A 17970-nucleotide genomic window follows, 5' to 3' on the forward strand; every position below is an offset into this window, starting at 1 on the left:
GCCTCCCCTTCGAACCGAAGGGGAGGCCGCCATGCGCGCCACGAAAATGATCACCGCCGTCGAGGCCCATGCCGAGGGCGAGCCCGGCCGCGTCATCACCTCGGGCGCCCCGCCCCTGCCCGGCGCCACCGTCTTCGAGCAGATGCAGCACCTCTCGGCCCATGCCGACGACCTGCGCCTCCTGATGCTCCGCGAACCCCGCGGCCAGCCCGCCCTCTGCTGCAACCTCCTCGTGCCGCCCTGCCACCCGGAGGCCGATGCCGGCTTCATCATCATGGAGCAGACGGAATACCCGCCCATGTCCGGCTCCAACACCATCTGCGTCACCACCGTGCTGCTGGAAACCGGCATCCTGCCCATGACCGAACCCGTCACCGAGCTCACGCTCGAGGCCCCCGCCGGCCTCATCCGCGTCCGCGCCGATTGCCATGACGGCAAGGTCACCCACGTCACCTTCCGCAACGTCCCGGCCTTCGCCCTGCATCTCGACGCGCCCCTCGACGTGCCCGACCTCGGCCGCATCCCCGTCGACATCGCCTGGGGCGGCATGTTCTACGTGCTGGCCGATGCCGACGCCCTCGGCATCGGCCTCGACGCGGAAAACGGCGCCGAGATCGTCCGCACCGCCGAACGCATCCTCGCCGCCGCCCGCGACCAGCTTCCCGTCTCCCACCCGGAGAACCCCGCCATCACCGGCCCCACCATCACCAACCTCACCGGCGCGCCCACCACGCCGGGCACCCAGGCCCGCCAGGCCGTCACCGTCTCGTCGGGCGGCTTCGACCCGGCCCGCCCCCACGCGCTCCCCGGCGTGCTCGACCGCTCGCCCTGCGGCACCGGCCTCTGCGCCCGCATGGCGGCGCTGCACGCCCGCGGCCAGCTGGCCCCGGGCGAGGATTTCATCACCGAAGGACCCCTCGGCACCACCTTCACCGGCCGCATCGAGGAAACCACGACCCTCGCCGGCCACCCCGCCATCATCCCCACCCTCTCGGGCCAGGGCTGGATCACCGGCACCTCCAACCACCTCCTCGACCCCACCGACCCGTTCCCCCGCGGCTACACGATCGGCGACATCTGGGCCTGACGGCCGCCGCCGAAATCTTCAAAAGATTTCGGACCGTTTTCTTTTAAAGAAAACGTCCCCCACACCGCCGGAGCGCCCCGGAAAATTCGAATTTTCCGGTCCGTTTTCTTCGAAGAAAACGGCCCCACCGCCCCGAAATTGGCCAAATCCCGTCGACCCAAAGCCCATTTCCCCCATCATACCCCGACCCGAGGCAGTCATGAGGGTGGCGCAATGACCATGCAGACGGATATCCTGGCCGGCAGATCGGCCATCGGCCCGGCGCTCTGGCGCAACCGGCTTCTGATCGGGCTGGTGGCGCTGCATTTCCTCGGCGTCTACGCCGCCTGCCTGATCCTCGGCTACCCGTTCGGCTCGGGCACCGCCTCGACGCTGATCAGCCTGCTTCAGGTGCAGGTGCCGCTCTTCCTGGTGATCCTGCTCTTCTGGCGATTCGGCTGGATGGTCGCCGTGGTCCGCCCCAAACGGCCCACCGCCTGGTTCGCCAACGACCTCCGCGAGATCCTGCTCGACCGCGACCGGATGTTCACCGGCGCCTTCGCCTTTCTCGCCATGTGCCTCTTCGCCGGAAGCTTCACCGTCGGCAAGGACCTGATCCCCCACATCAACCCGTTCTCCTGGGATCCCTATTTCGCTTGGCTCGACCGCACGCTGCACGGCGGCACCGACCCCTGGCAGCTTCTCTTCCGGCTCACCGGCACACCGGCCATCACCACCGCGATCAACGCGGCCTATCACCTCTGGCTGATGCTGGCCTATTTCATGATCTTCGTCGCCTGCTTCAACGTCTCGCGCCACGACAAGCACCGCACCTACCTCGTCTCCGACCTGCTCTGCTGGACGATCGGCGGCAACATCCTCGCCACGCTCTTCGCCTCCGTCGGCCCGGTCTATTACGCGGCCTTCGGCTATGGCCCCGACTTCACGCCGCTGATGGACACGCTTCGCGGCTTCAACGAGATCAGCCCGGTCTGGGCCCTCGACGTGCAGGAGATGCTGCTCCACGGCTACATGAACGACGGCCCGCTCAAGGGCATCTCCGCCATGCCCAGCATGCATGTCGCCTCGACCGTGACGATGACGATCTACGCCTTCACCGTCTCGCGGGTCATCGGCTGGATGATGGTGGGGTTCGCCACGCTGATCCTGATGGGCTCGGTCCAGCTGGGCTGGCACTACGCCATCGACGGCTATCTCTCGATCGCGCTCTCGCTGGCCTGCTGGGCCATCGCCCGGCGGCTGGTGCGCGCCTTCGCCTGAGGCCCTGGCGCAGGCGCACGAACCCCGCCCGCCAGTCGAACGGGTCATCCGGGTGGCGCCGCTCGCCCCGCCCCTGGTTGTCCTGGAACCACGCCTCGTTTTCGCCCATCCGCCGCTCGACCCCGATATCCTCGAGGAAATGCCCACCATTGCCGAACGCGAAGGCGAAGAACTGCAACACCAGGTCACCCTCGCCCGTCTCGGCCCTCAGCGCCGGGTCGGGGAAGGAGGGGTTGCGCACCACCGCCGTGCCAAACCCGCCATCGTCACGCGCATAGGATTGCGCCACATCCCCCGTGCCCGCCACCGCCCCGGGCGGCAGATAGGCATATTGCAGCTCGACGCTGTACGCGAAATCGTCATCCCGGAAATCCACCCGCATCTCCGGCGCGGTCGCGGTGCCGATCACCGGCCCCACCGCGAAACGCCGCACATGCCCGTCATTCTCGGCCCGCCGGATGTCGAACCCGGCAAGGACCACCACCTCCCCTGCCGCCTTTGGCGCAAGCTCAAGCCGACAGGCCCCGGTGCACTCCGCCCTTACATGGCGTAACACCGTCCCGTCGGGCAGCGGCACCAGCCATACGAACCCGTCCGCGAAATCGTCCCCGTCGTGATCGGCCAGCGCAAAGCTCAGCGACCCGACCCGCTGCAGAAACTTCACATGCCGGATCTTGTGCCCGCCCCGCGTGTTGAACCGCCACCCCTGCAGGCCATAGACCCGATCGGCCCGGTAACACCCCTCCGGCACCGCCCGGCTGACCCCGCCCACGCGGCCGCCCAGCACACTGCGATGCAGGGTCACATCGCCATCGGCGGCATCGAGGTACACCCGGCACGCCGCCCCGAACGCGGGCGAGGCCCGGCACGCGGCATGCTCGCACGGCGCCTCCTGCGCCACGGCACCCGACGCCACCACCACACCAGCCAGAATGAAAAGCCATCTCGGGACCATGCGCCCGCCCTCTCCACGAAAGCGCCCCGACCCCTCACATCATAGCACGACCCGGGCGCATCCCGCCCGGCCCCGGGCCCCACTGCCCGCCATAGGCAAGCTTCGGCCGAATTCCTGCACCCGCGGGCTCAGTCGCCCTGTCCCTGCCCCGCAGCCCCATCACCCGCCGCCTGCCGCGCGCCTCCGCCTGCGGCGTCCGTGCCGGGCTGAAGCCCGGCCTACCCGAAACACCACCTGTAGGCCGGGCTTCAGCCCGGCACCCGCGCAGCACACATCCGACCCCGGTCAAAAGGCCTCACCCCGCCACGACCTCCTGCAATCGCGCCACGTAGCGCGCCAGCGTGTCGATCTCGAGGTTCCCCCGGTCGCCGACACGCACATCGCCCCAGATCGTCACCTCCCTGGTATGCGGCATGGCGTTGATACCGAACCCCCGGCCGACCCCAGACACCGCCCGTAGGCCGGGCTTCAGCCCGGCACCCACGCAGCACCCATCCAACCCCGGTCAAAAGGCCTCACCCCGCCACGACCTGCTGCAACCGCGCCACGTATCGTGCCATCGTGTCGCCCTCGAGGTTCACCCGGTCGCCGACACTCACATCGCCCCAGATCGTCACCTCCCTGGTATGCGGCATGGCGTTGATACCGAATCCCCGGCCGATCCCAGACACCGCACGTAGGCCGGGCTTCAGCCCGGCACCCACGCAGCACCCATCCGACCCCGGTCAAAAGGCCTCACCCCGCCACGACCTCCTGCAACCGCGCCACGTAGCGCCCCATCGTGTCGCCCTCGAGGTTCACCCGGTCGCCGACACTCACATCGACCCAGGTAGTCACCTCCCTGGTATGCGGCATGACGTTGATACCGAACCCCCGACCGATCCCAGACACCGCCCGTAGGCCGGGCTTCAGCCCGGCACCCACGCAGCACCCATCCAACCCCGGTCAAAAGGCCTCACCCGGCCACGACCTCCTGCAACCGCGCCACGTAGCGCGCCAGCGTATCACACTCAAGATCCACCCGGTCGCCGACACGCACATCGCCCCAGGCCCTCACCTCCCTGGTATGCGGCATGACGTTGATACCGAACCCCCGACCGCCTCCAGACACCGCCCGTAGGCCGGGCTTCAGCCCGGCCCCAACCCGGCACCAACCCGACCCCGGTCGAAAGGCCTCACCCGGCCACGACCTCCTGCAACCGCGCCACGTAGCGCGCCAGCGTGTCGATCTCGAGGTTCACCCGGTCGCCGACACGCACATCGCCCCAGGTCGTCACCTCCTTGGTATGCGGGATGAAGTTGATGCCGAACTCCCGGCCCTCCACCTCGTTCACCGTCAAGGATGTGCCGTTCAGCGCCACCGAGCCCTTCGGCGCGATGAACCGCTCCAGCCCCTCGGGCGCGCGCAGCGTCACCCGCGTGCTGTCGCCCTCGTCGCGCAGGCCCACCACCTCGGCGAGCCCGTCGACATGACCCGACACGATATGCCCGCCCAGCTCGTCGCCCACCTTCAGGGCGCGCTCCAGGTTCACCCGCTTGCCCTCGGCCCAGGTGTCGAGGTTGGTCTTCGACACCGTCTCGGCCGAGATATCCACGTCGAACCAGCCATCGCCCTTGCCGACCACCGTCAGGCACACCCCGTCGCAACAGATCGAGGCGCCCATGTCGACGCGGGCCATGTCGTAGCGCGTGCCGATCCGCGCGCGCAGGTCGCCGCGCTTCTCGGTCTGGCGAACCTCGCCCACATCCGTGATGATACCCGTGAACATGCGCCCTCTCCTCTGGCTGTCGTTGCGCCTGCACCTACCGCCCGCCGGCCCGGCGGACAAGGCCGCGCACCCCGCAACGACTTAATTTCGCCCAACTTAACCTGTATAGGCAGGGAAAACGAGCAAGTGGATTTGATATTAGCATGGTTTCGGGCAACGAACGGGTCTTCCTGTTTCTGCAAGGGCCTCATGGGCCGTTCTTCTCCAAGCTGGGCCGGATGATCCGGCGCACCGGCGCGGCTGTCTGGCGCGTCGGCTTCAACGCGGGCGACCGCGCCTTCTGGAGAGACGGCAAAAGCTACATCCCCTATACCGGCTCGGTCGACGACTGGCCCGACCGCTTCCGCGCCATCGTCGCCGAGAAGGGCGTCACCGACCTCGTCCTCTACGGCGACATGCGCCCCATCCACGCCGAGGCCGTCGCGGCGGCCAAGGACCTCGGGCTCACCGTGCATGTCTTCGAGGAAGGCTACATGCGCCCCTACTGGGTGACCTACGAGCGCGGCGGCACCAACGGCAATTCCCGCCTGATGGAGATGAGCGTCCCGCATATGCGCAAGGCGCTGGAAAACTCCGACATGGACACCGCCCTCCCCCCGGCCAGCTGGGGCGACATGCGCCAGCACATCTTCTACGGGGCCACGTACCACGGCTGCGTGATGCTGCTGAACCACGGCTACCGCAAGTTCCGGCCCCACCGCGCCATGACCGTCCGGCAGGAATTCGCGCTCTACCTCAAGCGCCTGGTGCTGATGCCGGCGCAAGCGGTCGAACGCCGCATCGCCACCCTGCGCATCCGCTATGGCGGCTTCCCCTATCACCTCGCGCTCCTGCAGCTCGAACACGATTCCTCGTTCCAGTCGCACTCCCCCTTCTCGACCATGACCGAGTTCCTCGAAACCGTGGTCGAGGCCTTCGCGCAGGGCGCCCCCCAACACCACCACCTTGTCGTCAAGGCCCACCCGCTCGAAGACGGCCGCGTGCCCATCCGCCGCGAACTCCGCCGCCTGGCGCGCGAATACGGCATCCACGACCGCGTGCATTTCGTCCGCGGCGGCAAGCTCGCCCAGCTCCTCGACGAGGCCCGCAGCGCCGTCACCGTCAATTCCACCGCCGCCCAGCAGGTGCTCTGGCGCGGCATCCCCCTCAAGACCTTCGGCGACGCGGTCTATGCCAAGCCCGAATTCGTCTCCACCAAGCCCCTGCGCGATTTCTTCCAGCTGGCCGAACGCCCCGACCGCAAGGCCTATGCCGATTACCGCCGCTACCTGCTCGAAACCAGCCAGGTCGCGGGCGGTTTCTACTCCGCCTCCGGCCGCCGCCAGCTGCTCCGGCAGGCCGTCGACATGATGCTCATCCCCGAAGACCCCTACGAAGCGCTTGAATCGGGAACCGCGGCCCCGAGGCAACAGTTGCGGGTCGTTACCTGACCGGCACAACTTCTAGCGCTGGATTTTTCCTCCGGATTCCGTTACCTTGGAAGAAAAACCTGAGGCAGAATAATAATAGGTCGAGGAGACCGAGCAGTGAAAACCCGTTCAACCCGCTGGGCGAAGTCTGTCGCCCTGACTCTCGTTGTGGCGATGGTCGCGTCCTGTGGCCTGCCGCGCGTCGGTCCCACCAAGCGCGAAATCTACGCCGGCTCCGTGCAACGACAAGGCGACGCCTTCGTCGTTTCCGTGAATGACCGCGTCACCCGCGCCACCGCCGTCCAGCCCGCCCTTGGCTTCACCGAAGAATTCAAGCGCGCCGGCCTCGTCGGTTCCGACACGATCCGCCCGGGCGACACGCTCGGCATCACCGTGTGGGAAAACGTCGAAGACGGCCTGCTCGTCAACGAGGGCGTCTCCGCCGCCGTGCTCGACGAAGTGCAGGTCGACGGCGCCGGCTTCATCTTCATTCCCTATGCCGGCCGCATCCGCGCCGCGGGCAACACGCCCGAGGCCATCCGCCGGATCATCACCCAGAAACTCGACGTCCAGACCCCCGACCCCCAGGTCGAGGTGCGCCGCCTCGCCGGTGACGGCGCGACCGTCTCGCTGGTGGGCTCCGTCGGCGCCCAGGGCGTCTACCCGATCGAACGGCCCACCCGCACGCTCTCGACCATGCTCGCCGCCGCCGGCGGCGTGGTGATCGAGCCGGAAGTCGCCCAGATCACCGTCATCCGCGGCGACCAGCGCTCGAAAGTCTGGTTCCAGGATCTCTTCAAGCACCCCGAGTTCGACATCGCCCTGCGCGGCGGCGACCGGATCCTCGTCGAGGAAGACACCCGCGCCTTCACCGCGCTCGGCGCCACCGGCGCCCAGGCCCGCCTGCCCTTCGACAGCCCGACCCTTTCCGCGGTCGAGGCCATCGCCCAGGTGGGCGGCCTGCAATCGTCCAGCGCCGACCCCACGGGCGTCTTCATCCTGCGCAACGAACCCGCCGACATCGCCAACATGGTGCTTGGCCGCAACGACCTGATCGGCGCCCAGCGCATGGTCTACGTGCTCGACCTGACCCGCCCCAACGGCATGTTCATGGCCCGCGACTTCGCGGTGCGCGACGACGACACGATCTACGTGACCGAAGCGCCCTTCGCTCAATGGAGCAAGGTGATCTCGGCCCTGACCGGCTCGCTCGGCACGATCGGTTCGGTCGCGACGGCGGTCGACACGCTCGGCGGGAATTAATGCACCCAGAGAACGACGAGAAACCCGCCGGCCACGCAGGTGACCGGCGGGTTTTCTATTTCAACGCCGGTTTCTTCCGCCAGCGCCGCACGCGCCGGATCATGGAACTCGCCGGCTACCCCCTTCGCCTCGGCAAGCCCACCGCGGACGACCTCGTCGCCGTCTGGGGCCACTCCCCCTACGCCTCCCGCGGCGAGAAGGTCGCCGAAGCCACCGGCGCCGGCCTCATCCGGGTGGAAGACATCTTCCTCCGCTCCCTCTTCCCGGGCCGCGACGGCGAGCCGCCCCTAGGCCTCGCCATCGACACGCAGGGCGTCCACTTCAATCCCAACACCCCCACCGACCTCGAAACCCTGCTGGCCACCCACCCGCTCGACGACACCGTCCTGATGGACCGCGCCCGCGGCGCCATCGCCCGCATCCACGAGGCGCATCTTTCCAAGTACACCGCCTTCGACGCCGAAACCCACGCCCCCGATCCGGGCTACGTCCTCGTCATCGACCAGACCAGGGGCGACGCCAGCGTCACCCATGGCAATGCCGACGCCAACACCTTCCGCGAAATGCTCTACTACGCGCAGGAGGAACACCCCGGCGCCCGCATCCTCATCAAGACCCACCCGGAAACCAACCAGGGCCACCGCGAGGGCTATTTCTCCGGCACCGACGAGAATGACCGCATCCGCCTCTTCACCGACCCGGTCAGCCCGTGGGCGCTGCTCGACGGCGCCATCGCGGTCTATACCGTCTCCTCCCAACTCGGCTTCGAGTCCATCTTCGCCGGCCACCGCCCCCAGGTCTTCGGCCAGCCCTTCTACGCCGGCTGGGACCTCACCGACGACCGCCACCCGCTCACCCTCCCCCGCCGCGGCCGCCGCCTCTCCAAGGCCCAGCTCTTCGCCGCGACGATGATCCTCTACCCCGTCTGGTACGACCCCTACCGCGACCGGCTCGGCACGTTGGAAGACGCCATTTCAGCCCTCGAAGCCCAGACCCGCGCGTGGCGCGAAGACCGCCACGGCTGGGCCGCCTACGCCATGCGGCTCTGGAAACGCCGGCCCCTGCAGAAATTCTTCGGCCGCTACGAGGCCCTCCGTTTCGCCGCCGACACCCTGCCCGCAGGCCCCCGCCCGGCGATGGTCTGGGCCTCGAAACCGGAGGTCGCCCCCGAGGGCGCAATCCGCATCGAAGACGGCTTCCTGCGCTCCCGCGGCCTCGGCGCCGACCTCATCCCGCCCCTGTCGCTCGTCTGCGACGACCTCGGCATCTACTATGATCCGTCGAAGGAAAGCCGCCTCGAACGCCTCATCGCGTCCCGCGCCGAGCTCCGCCCCGATCAACAGGCCCGCGCCGAAGCCCTCATCAAGACCCTGACCAAACAACGCCTCAGCAAGTACAACCTCGGCGACACCGCCCCCGCCCTGCCCCAGGGCCACCTCATCCTCGTGCCCGGCCAGGTCGAGGATGACGCCTCCATCAAGCTCGGCGCCGGCGCCATCAACACCAACCTCGCCCTGCTGGAAAAAACCCGCGCCGAAAACCCCGACGCGGTGATCCTCTACAAACCCCATCCGGATGTCGAAGCCGGCCTGCGCACCGGCCAAATCCCCCCCGAAGCACTCGATAACCTCGCCGACATGGTGCTCCCCTGCACCAACCCCGCCGACCTGCTCGACCGCGTCGACGAGGTCTGGACGATGACTTCTCTCATGGGCTTCGAAGCCCTCCTGCGCGGCGTCAAGGTCACCACCACCGGCGCGCCGTTCTACGCCGGCTGGGGCCTCACCCGCGACCTCGGCCGCATCCCCGCCCGCCGCGCCGCCCGCCCCACCATCGAAGGCCTCGCCCACGCCACCCTCATCGACTACCCCCGCTACCACGACCCGGTGACCGACCTCCCCTGCCCGATCGAGGTGGTCGCCGACCGGCTGGCCTCCGGCACCATCCCCCGCCCCTCCCGCGCCAACCGGGCGCTGGCAAAACTGCAAGGGGTGTTTGCGTCCTACGCGGGGTGGTGGCGGTAGCGAACGGTCCCAAAAGCCCCAGCGCGGAATCAAGGGCTTCAGCCCGCCGCGCATCGCCGGGCCGCCCCACGGCACGGCGATTTGGCAGACGCAGGCACCACGCGCGAATGATGGATATACTTGGCAGGCATAAACTGCCCCTCACGCCCGTCGGATCGCCGCACCACGGCCCGACGATGCGCGGCTCCTCAACCTGTGCGCTAAATCCCCCAATCCTACATCTCGTGGCTTACCCCACCGCACGCCACATTCACACCTGCCCTCAAATCCCCCCGCACCGACGCGATACCGACGTGATACCGACGTCCAAACCCCTTCAAAATATAGGCATTAACCTTTGATTCGGCCCCGGCATGCACCGCCGCCACTTGCGCCCCACGCAAACCGCGCGTAAACCGCCCCCGGACCAAGCCCAAGGATGCGCCCCATGCCCATTCTCGTCATGAAATTCGGCGGCACCTCCGTCGCCAACATCGACCGCATCCGCCGCGCCGCCAAGCGCGTGGGCGTCGAGGTGGCCAAGGGCTATGACGTGATCGTCATCGTCTCCGCCATGGCCGGCCGCACCAACGAACTCGTCGGCTGGGTCGACGAGATCTCGCCCTTCTACGACGCCCGCGAATACGACGCCGTCGTCAGTTCCGGCGAGAACATCACCGCCGGCCTCATGGCGCTGACACTACAGGAAATGGACGTCCCCGCCCGCAGCTGGCAGGGCTGGCAGGTGCCGTTGAAAACCACCTCCGCCCACTCCGCCGCCCGGATCGAGGAGATCCCCACCGACAACATCAACGCCAAGTTCTCCGAAGGCATGCGCGTGGCCGTTGTCGCCGGTTTTCAAGGCGTCAGCCCCGAAGGCCGGATCACCACCCTGGGCCGCGGCGGCTCCGACACCACGGCCGTGGCCTTCGCCGCCGCCTTCGACGCCGAGCGCTGCGACATCTACACCGATGTCGACGGCGTCTACACCACCGACCCGCGCATCACCTCCAAGGCCCGCAAGCTTGACAAGATCGCCTTCGAGGAGATGCTGGAGCTTGCCAGCCTCGGCGCCAAGGTGCTGCAAACCCGCTCGGTCGAACTGGCCATGCGTTACAATGTCAAACTGCGCGTTCTCAGCAGTTTCGAGGAACAGTCGGACACGGCAGGCACGCTTGTCTGCGCCGAGGAGGAAATCATGGAATCAAACGTCGTCAACGGCATCGCCTATTCCCGCGACGAGGCGAAGATGACCCTCGTCTCGGTCGCCGACCGCCCCGGCATCGCGGCGGCCATCTTCGGCCCCCTCTCCGATGCGGGCGTGAACGTCGACATGATCGTTCAGAACATCTCCGAAGAAGGCCGCACCGACATGACCTTCTCCTGCCCCGTGGGCCAGGTCACCCGCGCCGAAAAGGCCCTCCGCGACGCCAAGGAGCGCGGCGACATCAACTTCCACGACCTCCTCGCCGACACCGAGGTCGCCAAGGTCTCCGCCGTGGGCATCGGCATGCGCAGCCAGTCGGGCGTCGCCGCCACCATGTTCAAGACGCTCAGCGCCGAGGGAATAAACATCAAGGTGATTGCAACCTCCGAGATCAAGATTTCCGTGCTGATCGACCGGAAATATATGGAACTCGCGGTCCAAGCCCTGCATGATGCCTTCGGATTGGAAAAGGCGGCCTGACATTCCGTCTCCGGGATGAAAGGATCGGGCCGCCAGAAGGACAGGTCCCGCAAAGCGCATGACTGCATCGCAGGAACATCAGACCGACAGCCGGCAGATGCTCGGCCGCCTGCGCTCGGTGATGGCCGAGGACGCGGCCGGCCAGACGCGCCTTGACCGCATCACCCGGCTGATCGCCGAGGAAATGCATTGCGAGGTCTGCTCGATCTACCTCTTCCGCGACGAGGACACGCTCGAGCTCTGCGCCACCGAGGGCCTCAAGGCCGAGGCCGTCCACCAGACCCGCATGCGCCTCGGCGAAGGCCTCGTCGGCCGCATCGCCAAGCGCGGCCACATCATCAACACCGATGACGCGCCGGGCACCCGCGGCTTCCGCTACATGCCGGAAACCGGGGAAGAGGCCTATTGCTCCATGCTGGGCGTCCCCGTCCAGCGCCTCGGCGAAACCCTCGGCGTGCTGGTCGTCCAGTCGAAAGAGGCCCGCATCTTCTCCGAGGAGGAGGTCTACGCCGTCGAGGTGGTCGCCATGGTGATCGCCGAAATGGCCGAACTCGGCGCCTTCGTTGGCGAAGGCGCCGCCATGAAGGCCCGCCACCAGCAGGCCGTTCTCTTCCACGGCGCCGCCGGCCAGGAAGGCGCGGCCCAGGGCCATGTCTGGCTGCACGACCCCCGCGTCGTCGTCACCAACCCCATCGCCGACGACCCGCATCGCGAGATGGAAAAGCTCACCACCGCCGTCGACGAACTCCGCGTCGGCGTCGACCGGATGCTCTCCAACGCCAAGACCGGCGACAGCGAACAGCTCCAGGTGCTCGAAGCCTACCGCATGTTCGCCAATTCCAAGGGCTGGATGCGCCGGATGGAGGAAGACATCTCCCGCGGCCTCTCGGCCGAGGCAGCCGTCGAAAAGGAACAATCCGCCGCCCGCGCCCGCATGTCCCAGGTCACCGACGCCTACCTCCGCGACCGGCTCCACGATCTCGACGACCTGTCGAACCGGCTCCTGCGCATCCTCACCGGGCAGGGCAACGAAACCGGCGCCGAAATGCCGGCCGACCCGATCCTGATCGCCCGCAATATCGGCCCCGCCGAACTGCTCGACTATGGCCGCCGCCTCAAGGGCATCGTGCTCGAGGAAGGCTCCGTCGGCAGCCACGCCGCCATCGTCGCCCGGGCACTGGCCATCCCCCTCGTCATCCATGCCGAGCGCATCACCACCGAGGCGCTGAACGGCGACCTGATCCTCGTCGACGGCGATCAGGGCGTCGCCCACCTGCGCCCCGACGAATCCGTCGTGAACGCCTTCCGCGACAAGATGGCGATGGCCGCCAAGGCCCAGGAACGCTACGCCTCGATCCGCGACAAGCCCGCCGAAACCGTCTGCGGCACGCGCATTTCGCTCCTGATGAACGCCGGTCTCATGGCCGACCTGCCCAGCCTCGATGGCTCGGGTGCCGAGGGCGTGGGCCTTTTCCGGACCGAGCTGCAATTCCTCATCCGCAACCACATGCCCAAGCGCGCCGAACTCAGCGAGCTCTACGCCCGCGTGATGGACGCCGCCCAGGGCAAGCGCGTCACCTTCCGCACGCTCGACATCGGCTCCGACAAGGTGCTGCCCTACATGACCGCCACCGACGAGCCCAACCCGGCCCTCGGCTGGCGGGCGGTGCGCGTCGGGCTCGACAAGCCCGGCGTCATGCGGATGCAGCTTCAGGCGCTTATCCGCGCCGCCAATGGCCGGCCGCTCTCGGTCATGTTCCCCTTCGTCGCCCAGCGCGAGGAATTCACCGCCGCCCGCGCCGAGATGGAAAAGGCCCTCGAACGCGAGCGCATCCTCGGCCACAATCTCCCCTCCACGCTCGAGGTCGGCGCGATGCTGGAAACCCCCTCGCTCGCCTTCGCCCCCGACAGTTTCTACCGCGAGGTCGATTTCCTCTCGATCGGTGGCAACGACCTGAAACAGTTCTTCTTCGCCGCCGACCGCGAGAACGAGCTGGTCCGCAAGCGCTACGACACGTTGAACGTCAGCTTCCTGACCTTCCTCGAAGGCATCGTCGACCGCTGCAACCGGCTGGAGACGCCCCTCTCCTTCTGCGGCGAAGACGCCGGTCGCCCGGTCGAGGCCGCCTGCATGGCCGCCATCGGCCTGCGCTCGCTGTCCATGCGCCCGGCCTCCATCGGGCCGGTCAAATCCATCCTCCGCCGCACCGACCTCGGCGAGCTGCGCGAGGTGATCCACGAGGCCCGCGAAGCCGGCGTGCAATCGGTCCGCCCCCAGGTGATGGAGTACCTGCGCGGGAAGCTGTGAACCCCGCCGGGCAGCGCCCGACCGCGGGTGGGCGCACCAACGGTCTTGATGGTTGATTTATGGTGCGGCCCACATCCCACGTATGCTCTGCATGGGGCCGGTGCAGAAGCGCCCGCCCGGGGGGCGGTCGGGCGCTGCCCGGCGGCGCGCCCTTGGCGCGCCTTTATTCCGGGCTGAAGTTGTCTTGACCTCCAAGTCAAAGAAAACTCCCCAGCCCCTGTGACTTTTCAGTCACCGCAAGAATCAGCGCCTGCGCCCCCGCCCGATACCAAGGGTTGTGCGCACTTCGCCGGCCGACTCGAAAACCGTTTCTTAACCGCCTGATTCAAATACTGAAACCAATCGCCCGGCTTGAGGAACAAACCGTGCCCTGCTACCGTTCTCGTCAAGGCGCAACCATAGCGCCAGTATTGAGGACGACAGCACCATGGCTCTCCCGGGCAAATCCCCCCATCCGTTAACCTCTTATTTACCATCGCTCCGCCGGCCGGCCTCCCTATCGACGCCGACGCCCGACCCGGCACATCGCCCGACCCCGGCCACCGCGCCATCCCTGGCCGGCCTGCCGCGCCGCGAGCGGGTCGAACAGGCCTTCGCCGACATCCCCCTCACACCGAACGAACAACAGGCGATCCGCGCCCTCCTCGACGCCCCCGACAGCACGGCGACCAAGCTCAGCAGCGCCTGCGGCTGGCAGAACGCCGCATGGCGCACCCAGATGATCCTGCTCTGCCAGCGCCGCCGCCGCTATTTCTGGCCGAACGGCATGGCCTCCGACATCACCAACGGCGCCATCATCGGCGCCCTGACCGAGTACGACTCGGCCACGCTGGGCTTCAGCCCCCAGCCCGATATCCTGCATATCCTCTACGAAGCGGTCGACGCGGGCTGATCAAGCCCGCTTCACCGGCGTCTCGACCAGCTTGCGGAAATCCTCGATCAGCTCGCCATGCGGCTGACCGGCATCGATCGCCAGCCGGCGCAGCCCGAAATGCACATGCGCCATCTGCTGGTAGTAGCTGGTATAGGCATAGTTCGTCGCGGCCCCCGCAGCAGCCCCCAGCACCGGCACGGTCTGCGCCGCCAGCTTTTGGCCCAGCACCGTCGCCAGTCGCGGCGCGACCCTTGCAATCAATGACTTGATCGCCGTCCCCGTCACCGCCATCCGCGTGCTCAGGAACGCCAGGTCCGACCCGTCGTCATGGTCCAGCGGCCCGGCCGCGGCGAAGACCTGGATACAGTCATACTGCACCCCCGGCTCGGCCGGGTCGAACCCGTGCTCCACCGCCACGTCCTGGATCGTGCGAAGCAGCACCGTCACCGTCACCGGCAACTCCGCCAGCGCCGTGGGCAGGCCGCCCATGCCGCCCGCGGCCCCCATCGCCGTGGTCAGCGCCCGGCCCATCCAGCTCGGGGTCACCTCGACCACCCCGCGCGACCGGTGCGCCGCGTCCATCGAGATGGTCAGCGCCTGGTCCGTGCGCTCGGCCAGTTGGTTGCGCACGCCCGACGGCAGCCGGTTCAACAGCGATTCCGCCTGCCCCCCGATCACGTTCAGCACCTGTATGCCGACATTGCTGGCCCTTGCATGTCGCTCGGCCAGCGCCTTCAGGCGCGCCTCCACCGCATCCGGGTCAATCGGGGCTTCGAGAATTTCCATCAGGCTGTCCTCCAGGGCTCTTCCCTGAAAGATCGGATCAAACGGCCCGCGTTTCAAGCACAGCGTGTCACCTGGCCCGTGATCCCGTCCCACGCGCCATCCGCCAGCGCCACGCCCAGAACCCGTGCCGGGTTGGTCGGCGGCGGCATCTCGACCCCCTCCAGCCGGTGAAACCCGAACCGCCCGTAATAGGGCTCGTCGCCCACCAGCATCGCCCTTTGCCAGCCCAGGTCCCGCGCCCGGTCGAGGCTTTCGAGGATCAGGAACCCGCCCAGCCCCTCGCCCTGGTGCGTCGGGTGCACCGCCACCGGGCCCAGCAGCAGCACCCGGCTCTCGCCCACCAGCACCGGCCAGAACCGGATCGCGCCCGCCAGGATCCCCTCCTCGCGCGCCACGAGGCACAGCTCGGGCACCGGCGCCACACCCTCGCGCAACCGGTACGACGACAGCGCCTCACGGCCCGGCGCAAAGCAAAGGTCGTAGAGCGCCTCGACCTCCCACCAGTCGTCGCCGGTTTCTTCGTTGAGTGAAAACACTGCCCGCCCCTCAAAAAACAGGTAGATAGTCGCGTATCACGCGGTTAGGGCTGGTTCAAACCGCAACTTCAGGCAGGGCGCAAGCCCCGCGCAGAGGAGCCCCATGTTCTACAAACCCGAAGACGGCCACGGCCTGCCCCACAACCCGTTCAACGCCATCGTCACCCCCCGCCCCATCGGCTGGATCTCGACCCGCGGCACCGACGGCCAGGACAACATCGCCCCCTATTCCTTCTTCAACGCCGTGGCCTACGTGCCGCCGCAGGTGATGTTCGCCTCCACCTCCGCCAAGGACGACCGCGACGGCACCAAGGACAGCGTCGCCAATATCCGCGACACCGGGTTCTTCTGCGTCAACATCGTCGAATACGCCATGCGCGACGTGATGAACCAAACCTCCGGCCCCTGGGACAAGGATGTCGACGAATTCGAGCTGGCGGGCATCGAACGGGCCGAGTGCGAAACCATCCCCTGCGCCCGCGTCGCCAACGCCCCCGCCTCGCTGGAATGCAAGCTCACACAGCTCATCAAGCTGCCCGGCGAAACAAACTACGCCGTCTTCGGCGAGGTCACCGGCGTCCACATGCGCGACGACTGCCTCGTCGACGGCATGTTCGATGTCACCCGCTTCAACCCGCTGACCCGCCTGGGCTATCGCGACTACGCGGTCATCCGCGACCTCTTCAGCCTCAAGCGCCCGGGCGAATAACTTCAGCCCGGGTATTTCGCCCGAACGGCAATGGCATGCGCGATATAGCCGGCGTCGATCAGCTCGCCGGCAAACTCGCCGATATTGACCCGCGACAGGCCAAGCCCCATCGCATCGTCGAACCGCTCGACCGCCCGCGCCACACCCGCCTTCTCGCGCAGCAGCAGCACGGCGTCGAGATAGACGGTAAAGGGCAGCCGCCCGTCGCGCGACAGCGCACCGTCCACCGCCCGGCGCGCGGCGGCAAGGTCGCCACGCTCCAGCTCGATCTTGGCCTGAAGCTCGTAATCGAAGGCGTCGACCGTCTCGTCCCGCGCGATGTTGCGCTCGATCTGGTCGGCGGCCTTCGCCGTGCGCCCGTCCTCAAGCAACAGCCACGCCCGCCAGTAGATCAGGAACGGATCGGCGCCCAGCACCTCCTCCGACGTCTTCAGAAAGGCCAGCGCGTCTTCCGCCTGCCCCAGCATCATCATCGCCCGCGCCCGCCAGACATAACCCGCGGCGCTGTCGGGGAAGCCCTCGATCAGCCGGTCCGCATCGCGGATCGTCTGGTGATACCGGCCCAGGTGATAGACGGCATCGGTGCGCTGGTTCAGGAAATAGGCCGAATCCGGCGTCTCGGCGAGCCCGCGATCGGCCTGCAGGATCGCCGCCTCGTAATCCCCCAGCGCCTTTTGCGCCTCCAGAACCCCGGCACGGGCATTTTCATCCCACGGGGTCTCGTCCAGCACGGCCTCGAACAGCGCAAGCGCATCTTCCGCGCGGTTCACCTCCAGCAGCCGCCATCCCTTCTGCCGTTCGGCCCATTGATAGGTCGGGTCCATCGCCAGCGCGGCCTCGTAATACTCGAGCACCTCGTCAAGCTCGATCTCCCGCAATTCCCACAGGCAGTCGCCCAGCCCCGCCAGCCCGGTTTCGCTGGCACCGTACTCCAGCGACTCCCGGAACAGGTCCCGCGCCAGCGTGTACTCCCCGCGCTCATGCGCCACCCAGGCAAGCCCCAGGATGGCACGCGGCTCGTCGGGGTTCGCCGCCTGCATCTGCCCGAAGACGTCCTCCGCCTCGTCGAGCCGGTCCAGCTGGTAATAGGCATACCCGAGCGACTCGCGCAGGCTCGCGCGCTCCTCGGCGGTGAACCCGGTTTCCGTGAGCGCGATGCTGCAGATCTCCACCAGCCGGTCAGCCGTGTCGTCGAACGACATGCAGACCGAGGCGTGGGTCTCCTCGGAACTGTCGATCAGCGGATGCGCCATGGTGGCCGTTCCGGCCAGGCAGCTCACGACAATGGCAATATCACGCAACTTCGTCACGCGGGCACTCCGCT

14 protein-coding genes and 3 pseudogenes are annotated in these 17970 nt (G+C 67.6%); 9 read left to right on the top strand and 8 right to left on the bottom strand.

What is annotated here, in order from left to right:
- The first annotated feature begins 31 nt into the window (after nucleotides 1-31).
- Together RIdsm_RS17375 and RIdsm_RS17380 are read left to right on the top strand one after the other, a co-directional pair.
- Nucleotides 32-1087, top strand: a complete 1056-nt coding sequence (locus RIdsm_RS17375; RefSeq protein ID WP_057816878.1) for a proline racemase family protein — start codon at nucleotides 32-34, stop codon at nucleotides 1085-1087.
- 213 nt (nucleotides 1088-1300) lie between these two features.
- The gene (locus RIdsm_RS17380; protein WP_057816879.1) at nucleotides 1301-2347 is read left to right on the top strand and encodes a phosphatase PAP2 family protein; all 1047 of its coding nucleotides are present in this window, start codon (nucleotides 1301-1303) and stop codon (nucleotides 2345-2347) included.
- 1250 nt (nucleotides 2348-3597) lie between these two features.
- Here RIdsm_RS17380 and RIdsm_RS17385 read toward each other — a convergent pair.
- From RIdsm_RS17385 to RIdsm_RS17405, 5 genes and pseudogenes are all read right to left on the bottom strand, one after another.
- Nucleotides 3598-3741, bottom strand: a pseudogene (locus RIdsm_RS17385) (riboflavin synthase); the annotation flags it as partial.
- A 76-nt stretch (nucleotides 3742-3817) separates the two neighbouring features.
- Nucleotides 3818-3961, bottom strand: a pseudogene (locus RIdsm_RS17390) (riboflavin synthase); the annotation flags it as partial.
- A 76-nt stretch (nucleotides 3962-4037) separates the two neighbouring features.
- Nucleotides 4038-4226 carry a riboflavin synthase family protein gene (locus RIdsm_RS17395; RefSeq protein ID WP_057816884.1) on the bottom strand — a complete coding sequence of 63 codons (189 nt, stop codon included), beginning with the start codon at nucleotides 4224-4226 and terminating at the stop codon, nucleotides 4038-4040.
- Between the two features lie 31 nt (nucleotides 4227-4257).
- Nucleotides 4258-4401, bottom strand: a pseudogene (locus tag RIdsm_RS17400) (riboflavin synthase); the annotation flags it as partial.
- A gap of 76 nt (nucleotides 4402-4477) precedes the next feature.
- Entirely contained in the window at nucleotides 4478-5071 is a 594-nt protein-coding gene (locus RIdsm_RS17405; protein WP_057816897.1) for a riboflavin synthase, read from the bottom strand.
- Nucleotides 5072-5214: 143 nt separating this feature from the next.
- Here RIdsm_RS17405 and RIdsm_RS17410 point away from each other — a divergent pair, with 143 nt between their 5' ends.
- From RIdsm_RS17410 to RIdsm_RS17435, 6 genes are all read left to right on the top strand, one after another.
- The gene (locus RIdsm_RS17410) at nucleotides 5215-6501 is read left to right on the top strand and encodes a capsule biosynthesis protein (RefSeq protein ID WP_138178976.1); all 1287 of its coding nucleotides are present in this window, start codon (nucleotides 5215-5217) and stop codon (nucleotides 6499-6501) included.
- A 96-nt stretch (nucleotides 6502-6597) separates the two neighbouring features.
- Nucleotides 6598-7743 carry a polysaccharide biosynthesis/export family protein gene (locus tag RIdsm_RS17415; protein WP_074940427.1) on the top strand — a complete coding sequence of 382 codons (1146 nt, stop codon included), beginning with the start codon at nucleotides 6598-6600 and terminating at the stop codon, nucleotides 7741-7743.
- Nucleotides 7743-9767 (top strand): capsular polysaccharide biosynthesis protein, encoded by a 2025-nt coding sequence (locus RIdsm_RS17420; RefSeq protein ID WP_057816900.1) that lies wholly within the window; start codon nucleotides 7743-7745, stop codon nucleotides 9765-9767. The genes RIdsm_RS17415 and RIdsm_RS17420 overlap by 1 nt, the downstream gene beginning before the upstream one ends.
- Before the next feature lie 427 nt (nucleotides 9768-10194).
- Nucleotides 10195-11433: an aspartate kinase gene (locus RIdsm_RS17425; protein WP_057816970.1), complete on the top strand. Its 1239-nt coding sequence runs from the start codon at nucleotides 10195-10197 to the stop codon at nucleotides 11431-11433.
- 58 nt (nucleotides 11434-11491) lie between these two features.
- Nucleotides 11492-13741: a phosphoenolpyruvate--protein phosphotransferase gene (gene ptsP, locus RIdsm_RS17430; RefSeq protein ID WP_057816901.1), complete on the top strand. Its 2250-nt coding sequence runs from the start codon at nucleotides 11492-11494 to the stop codon at nucleotides 13739-13741.
- A 427-nt stretch (nucleotides 13742-14168) separates the two neighbouring features.
- Nucleotides 14169-14633 carry a hypothetical protein gene (locus RIdsm_RS17435; RefSeq protein WP_057816902.1) on the top strand — a complete coding sequence of 155 codons (465 nt, stop codon included), beginning with the start codon at nucleotides 14169-14171 and terminating at the stop codon, nucleotides 14631-14633.
- Here the strand turns inward: RIdsm_RS17435 and RIdsm_RS17440 are convergent, their stop codons facing one another.
- On the bottom strand, nucleotides 14634-15401 hold the full coding sequence (locus tag RIdsm_RS17440; RefSeq protein ID WP_057816903.1) for an EcsC family protein: 768 nt from the start codon (nucleotides 15399-15401) through the stop codon (nucleotides 14634-14636).
- Nucleotides 15402-15454: 53 nt separating this feature from the next.
- Entirely contained in the window at nucleotides 15455-15937 is a 483-nt protein-coding gene (locus tag RIdsm_RS17445) for a GNAT family N-acetyltransferase (RefSeq protein WP_057816904.1), read from the bottom strand.
- Between the two features lie 103 nt (nucleotides 15938-16040).
- Here RIdsm_RS17445 and RIdsm_RS17450 point away from each other — a divergent pair, with 103 nt between their 5' ends.
- Nucleotides 16041-16646, top strand: a complete 606-nt coding sequence (locus RIdsm_RS17450; RefSeq protein ID WP_057816905.1) for a flavin reductase family protein — start codon at nucleotides 16041-16043, stop codon at nucleotides 16644-16646.
- A 2-nt stretch (nucleotides 16647-16648) separates the two neighbouring features.
- Here the strand turns inward: RIdsm_RS17450 and RIdsm_RS17455 are convergent, their stop codons facing one another.
- Nucleotides 16649-17956, bottom strand: coding sequence for a tetratricopeptide repeat protein (locus tag RIdsm_RS17455; protein ID WP_143100495.1), 1308 nt, complete (start codon nucleotides 17954-17956; stop codon nucleotides 16649-16651).
- Nucleotides 17957-17970 lie beyond the last annotated feature (14 nt).

It is taken from the genome of Roseovarius indicus (assembly GCF_008728195.1).
Taxonomy (GTDB): Bacteria; Pseudomonadota; Alphaproteobacteria; order Rhodobacterales; family Rhodobacteraceae; genus Roseovarius; species Roseovarius indicus.

Excerpts from the sequence above, each read along its gene's own strand:
- RIdsm_RS17375 (WP_057816878.1), top strand. The coding sequence starts at position 32 with ATGCGCGCCACGAAAATGATCACCGCCGTCGAGGCCCATGCCGAGGGC.
- RIdsm_RS17380 (WP_057816879.1), top strand. The coding sequence starts at position 1,301 with ATGACCATGCAGACGGATATCCTGGCCGGCAGATCGGCCATCGGCCCG.
- RIdsm_RS17405 (WP_057816897.1), bottom strand. The coding sequence starts at position 5,071 with ATGTTCACGGGTATCATCACGGATGTGGGCGAGGTTCGCCAGACCGAG.
- RIdsm_RS17410 (WP_138178976.1), top strand. The coding sequence starts at position 5,215 with ATGGTTTCGGGCAACGAACGGGTCTTCCTGTTTCTGCAAGGGCCTCAT.
- RIdsm_RS17420 (WP_057816900.1), top strand. The coding sequence starts at position 7,743 with ATGCACCCAGAGAACGACGAGAAACCCGCCGGCCACGCAGGTGACCGG.
- RIdsm_RS17425 (WP_057816970.1), top strand. The coding sequence starts at position 10,195 with ATGCCCATTCTCGTCATGAAATTCGGCGGCACCTCCGTCGCCAACATC.
- ptsP (WP_057816901.1), top strand. The coding sequence starts at position 11,492 with ATGACTGCATCGCAGGAACATCAGACCGACAGCCGGCAGATGCTCGGC.
- RIdsm_RS17435 (WP_057816902.1), top strand. The coding sequence starts at position 14,169 with ATGGCTCTCCCGGGCAAATCCCCCCATCCGTTAACCTCTTATTTACCA.
- RIdsm_RS17440 (WP_057816903.1), bottom strand. The coding sequence starts at position 15,401 with ATGGAAATTCTCGAAGCCCCGATTGACCCGGATGCGGTGGAGGCGCGC.
- RIdsm_RS17450 (WP_057816905.1), top strand. The coding sequence starts at position 16,041 with ATGTTCTACAAACCCGAAGACGGCCACGGCCTGCCCCACAACCCGTTC.